This window comes from Pseudoalteromonas 'SMAR', from assembly GCF_048515945.1.
Classification (GTDB): Bacteria; Pseudomonadota; Gammaproteobacteria; order Enterobacterales; family Alteromonadaceae; genus Pseudoalteromonas.
The window spans coordinates 72,589-77,781 of the sequence record NZ_JBLWMW010000019.1 but is presented as its reverse complement, the minus strand read 5'-3'; the positions used below and the strand labels follow the sequence as shown (position 1 = coordinate 77,781).

Below are 5,193 nucleotides of genomic sequence, written 5' to 3'. Positions count from 1 at the left end.
ATATCGCGATTGTTTTCATGATTTTATATCGCGATAAAAAGGTATCGATGTCGGCCGCAATGGTTTTACATGGATTCCGGAGCAAGTCCGGAATGACGGCCTGTAGTAGGCGCGATTTTATATCGCGATGGTTTTACCCAACCAATGGCACAACAACCGCACCGTCATTCTGAACCACACTCCGTCACCCTGAATTACACTCCGTCACCCTGAACTTGATTCAGGGTCCATGGCTAGGTCCGCGGAATAAATCCGCGGCTACGGTTAGGTGGTGTTGTTGCGCTCGGTATCGTTGCGGAATTAATTTGTTACGACCAACAAAAAAGCCCCTTGCGGGGCTTGGTGAGTGGTATTGGGGGAAAACTTACTCGAAGCTCACGGTCACTTCATTAGAGCAAATATCGCCGCTTTGGCATACTTGGTAGGTCATGCTGGTGGCGTTTACGTCGCGTGCGAAGTCGCGGTATTTGCCGCTGTTACTTACGGTATCAAGGGCGCGGCCATCGCGGTAGATGGTGACTTCATCGGCGCTGCTGCCTTGCCATGCTAGCTCTACGCGAATAAAGCCTAAGCGAGACTTGTTGGCGCGCACCACATCAAGCTCAATGTTGTCACTGCTAACCACAACGGTTTGGCTGGTGGTGTCGCTGTTACCTTCGCTGTCGGTTACGGTGAGTGACACGCTGTATTCGCCGCCTGCAGCAAACTGGTGCATAGGATTAGTATCGGTGCTGATGCTGCCATCACCAAAGTCCCATTCCCAGCTGACGATGTCGTCATTGGCGTCACGACTGTCGTCGGTAAAGTTCACGTTTAAGCCGTCTGCGCTGTAGCTAAAGCCTGCTTGCGGTGGTTGTGGTAACACTTCACCTAAGCCAGTTAGATTGAGCGTCCAGCTGTTTAGTGTACCAGTGTCGATGCCGGCGTTATCAGACACGGTGAGGGTCCAGTCGCCCGTTGCCACTTCGCCGTTAAACGCCGCTGAGTTAAAGGTTTGATTTAAGTTGTCGTCGCCACCGCCTTGACGGTTGTGCAGTGTTGCTACCGTGCCAGCCGGTGAGGTTAGTGTTACGAGCAAGTCGCCGATGTAAGTGTGGGTGATATCCACTAAGGTATTGCTATCAAACACCGTTACGCTATCGGCCACGGTAATGGTGGAAGTAATACCTGTGGCGTCGTTATCTGGGATCTCCACTGGAGTAGTGTTTTGGTAGCTGAACTCGTTCAGTCCTTGTGGCAACACATACAGTGATACCGTTTCTTGGTCGCTTAGCTCACCTGATGTGGCATCTAGAGTAAAGCTGTAATCGCCCCATTGTGTTTCTGTCGTTGTAGGTACGGTTAATGTCACTGTGTCACCCGGCATCGCCACTTCTGCCGACAGCGTAGCGCCAGCAATTGGTGATGTTAGGCTAAGGTCAATGCTGCCTTGCCAATCGGCCACTGAGCTAAAGCTAAACTCGTACGTTGCCGTATCGCCTGCGGTGATCTCTTGATTACCAGGGCGTGCCGACACTCTAAAGCCAGGCTCCGGATCGGCATCGATCACCGCCTGATTCACATTTAGACGTTTACCAGAAACGGTTTTGTCGGCTAAATCGGCGTTATCGTCACCGCTTTGCATCAGTAGGTTTTTCAGTTCAATGGCGGAAAGTGTCGGGTTAATAGACAGCACCAAGGCTGCAGCACCGGCAACATGCGGCGTCGCCATCGACGTACCTGAATAGCTTGAGTAGCCGCCACCTGGTACGGTGGATAAAATATCGCTACCTGGTGCGCCCATGTCCACAGACGTTACACCCCATTGCGAGAAAGAAGACATGGCATCGGTGTGGGTGGTGCTGGCAATTGCCAGAACGCTGTCTTGCTCGTAGCTTGATGGGTAATGTGGGTTTTGGTCGTTATCAACCGCACTGTTACCGGCCGCTGCAACAAACAGTATGTCAGCGTTTTCACTGGCAGTGATGGCATCAGACAACGCTTGGCTAAAGCCGCCGCCACCCCAGCTGTTATTGGTTACGCGAACATTATGACCTGCGTCTTTCAGCGCCACCATGTAGTCAATACATTCAATGGCATCTGAGGTTGACCCCGAGCCTGAAGCACTTAAGAACTTACAGCCCACAATCGACACTTCGTGGTTAACCCCAGCCACGCCTAGCGCGTCGTTACCAGTTGCGCCAATGGTGCCCGATACGTGCGTACCATGGCCTTGGTCGTCCATCGGATCGCCGGTGCCGGTAATGGCATTAATACCATAGACATCATCAATGTAGCCATTGTCGTCGTTATCGATGCCATCGCCGGCAATTTCTCCAGGGTTTTGCCAAGCATTGGCGGCAAGATCCGGGTGAGTGTAGTCGACCCCAGTATCAATCACGCCGACAATCACATCGCGAGACCCCACAGTGATATCCCACGCTTCGGGGGCGTCGATATCAGCATCTGCTGTGCCACCAGTTTGGCCTGTGTTGTTTAAACCCCATAGCTCATCAAAACGGCTATCGTCAGGAATGCCCAGTGCTTGAACTTGATAGTCGGGTTCAACGTATTCAACGGCAGGGTGCTTGGCCAGCTTGGCAATGGCTTCTTTGGCGTTGTTATCATTAAGTTTAAAGTTGGCTAAACGGCCTTTTAATACATGGCGATATTTGTCATCGATGCCATCGGCGTTGCGGTCTGCCATAGTGGCTTTCACTAGGTTACGAGCGTTGGCACGCAGGGCTGCCGAAGTGTTTTCTTTAAATACCACTAAGATGCTGTCATCTGCGATGGTTTTGGTGGTTTCAATTTGTACTGCCGCTTGTGCTGATAAGGTTAAAGCCGGCAGTAGCGCCAAGCTTAATTTCGAAAGTTTTGATTTCATTATTATTCCTATTCATTTTTTGTGACTAATGGCTTGGTTAGCCAAGTCTTGAATTAACGCTCTGGTATGAATGGTGGTTTTGATTGGCAACGTTTAAAAACCTAGTCTCTGTTTTTGCGATATGCAATGTAAAAAAATAGTTAAAATTTAAAACCCCTCTTTTTTGTGGTTTTGACTGAATCAAATACGCCTAAATTAGTGCTTTTTTATGGCTGTGATTGCGTGGTGGTTGATGTATGTTTGCTCATGCTTTTTTGGTAGTGCGACTTTTCTATTTACTTATTTTTCTTGTTTTTTGTTTTATATAGCTGAAATTGAATGGATTTTTATTTCATAAAAACTGCTAATTTATCTTCACCTGTTCCCAATTTAGAGTGGTTGAAGGCGTGTCGTTATAACTTAGTTCGTTTGTGCATATTGGCAGCGGATAGAGAAAGTAACAGTAAGCGAATACGCCAAATGTAAACTTCTGGTAACCATTTGGATGGTGAGTAATTCAATGTCAGCCAGCGAGGCTGGCATACATTAAGTATAAATTTGCGTGCAGTGGAGTCCGGCAACAACTCTAATCAAACTTTGTACTTACACAAAAATAATACAGAGATCTCTAAGGAGAACAGTGTGAAGTTTTCAAAATCAATCGTAAGCGCTGCTATCGCTATTGCGCTAACACATTCTACAGCAGCACTGGCTGCAGATAAGGCAGACAAGCCACTGTCGACATCGGTGCTTGCCCAAGCTGAAAGAGCTGCCGGTGAAAACAACGAACTTACCATTTCGCAAACCGCAGGCAATCAAGGTGGCAATGAACTGGAAACCACGCAGTTAGGTACGGCAAATTTAACCGAGATCACCACCGTCGGTGACAATAACGCAACTGTGGCAACCCAAAACGGTTCTGATAACGCTGCTTTTATTACCACCACAGGGGACAACAACACCCAAACCTATACTCAAGATGGCGAAGTCAATGGCGTAGCAACAGAGCTAAACGGTGATGCTAATAACATTGATGTTATGCAGTCAGGCAGCGGTTTATTAGGCATTAATAACGAAGCCATTAACAAAATCACTGGCGACCAAAATAACATTACAGTGACCCAAGGCGCTGGTGGCCATTGGTTTTATAACTTAGATATGCAAGGCAGCCAAAACACCGTATCGGCAACGCAATCGGGTACCTGGAATGAGGCAACGCTGGAGTCGGTTCAAGGTGATATGAACGACATCGCGTTGGACCAAAATGGCTTTTATAACCAATTTGGCGTGGTCAGTATTGAAGGCAGTAATAACGAAATTGAAACGCGGCAAAGCGGCGACTACAACGAAATCCAAATTGAGACCCTAATTGGCGACAATATCGAAGTGGCGATTGAGCAGTCTGAAGGGGAAGACAATACGGTTTCTGTGTTTGAGATTTCAGGCAGCGATAATGAACTCAGTATTGATCAAGAAGGCTCGTTAAACAGCTTTACCTCAGACATGTTGATAGGCGCCGACAACGAGGTAGTGGCACAACAAAATGGTAACGAGAACCAAGCCGCCGCGGATGTCATTGGTGATGATAACCAGTTTATGGCACTGCAAGATGGCAATAACAACGATGTGTATTTAGGTGTGGCTGGCAACAACAATGAGTTTAGTGCCATGCAACTGGGCGATAACAACCAAGCCCATGTTGCTAATTTTAATGGCAACAACAACGATGTGGATGTCACCCAAAGCGGCAGTGAGAACGAAGTGCTGGTGCAGTCTTCTTACCCTGATGTCAGCCTTGCCAGCAACGACAACCAAATTGATATTGCCCAAGACGGTATGGGCAATGGCGCAGCAGTCACCATGAGCAGTGTGTTTGATAGCAGCAGTAACCAAGTGGACATTGCACAATCTGGTGAACTTAATGCTATTGATATCATGCTTGAAGGCAGCCGCAATATGCTCGACATCACCCAAAGTGGCGACAATAACTTTGTGGTCGGCATGGACCAGGGCGCCTTTGTTATTAACGGTGACGACAACAGCCTAACGGTAAGCCAGCTCGGCAACGGCAACCTAGTACAAGGCGGCATCGCCAGCAGCGGCCAAAATATCACCGTCACCCAAGTAGGCGACAACAACGTAGCCACCATCACGCAACAATAAAAAACCCATACCGTGACCCTGAATTTTATTCAGGGTCTACTGGGTTCGCGGAGTAAATCCGCGGCTACGGGTTGGGTGGTTTGTTGACCGCGATGTTTAATACACGCGCACAATGTCGTAGCAGCGATTTTATATCGCGATAAGAAGATATCGATGTCGGTGCAATGGTTTTATATGGATTTCGG

The 5,193-nt window shown here is 48.2% G+C and carries 2 protein-coding genes; one reads left to right on the top strand and one right to left on the bottom strand.

All coding sequences use genetic code 11. The annotated features are described in order from the left end of the window. Nucleotides 1-364: 364 nt before the first annotated feature. Nucleotides 365-2,866 carry a S8 family serine peptidase gene (locus tag ACNKW2_RS09955; RefSeq protein ID WP_419148420.1) on the bottom strand — a complete coding sequence of 834 codons (2,502 nt, stop codon included), beginning with the start codon at nucleotides 2,864-2,866 and terminating at the stop codon, nucleotides 365-367. A 621-nt stretch (nucleotides 2,867-3,487) separates the two neighbouring features. Between ACNKW2_RS09955 and ACNKW2_RS09950 the strand changes: the two genes are divergently transcribed. Continuing rightward, nucleotides 3,488-5,008, top strand: a complete 1,521-nt coding sequence (locus ACNKW2_RS09950; protein WP_419148419.1) for a curlin — start codon at nucleotides 3,488-3,490, stop codon at nucleotides 5,006-5,008. Nucleotides 5,009-5,193 lie beyond the last annotated feature (185 nt).

Bases quoted from the DNA above. Each gene is read 5' to 3' on its own strand.
- ACNKW2_RS09955 (WP_419148420.1), bottom strand. From the start codon at position 2,866: ATGAAATCAAAACTTTCGAAATTAAGCTTGGCGCTACTGCCGGCTTTA.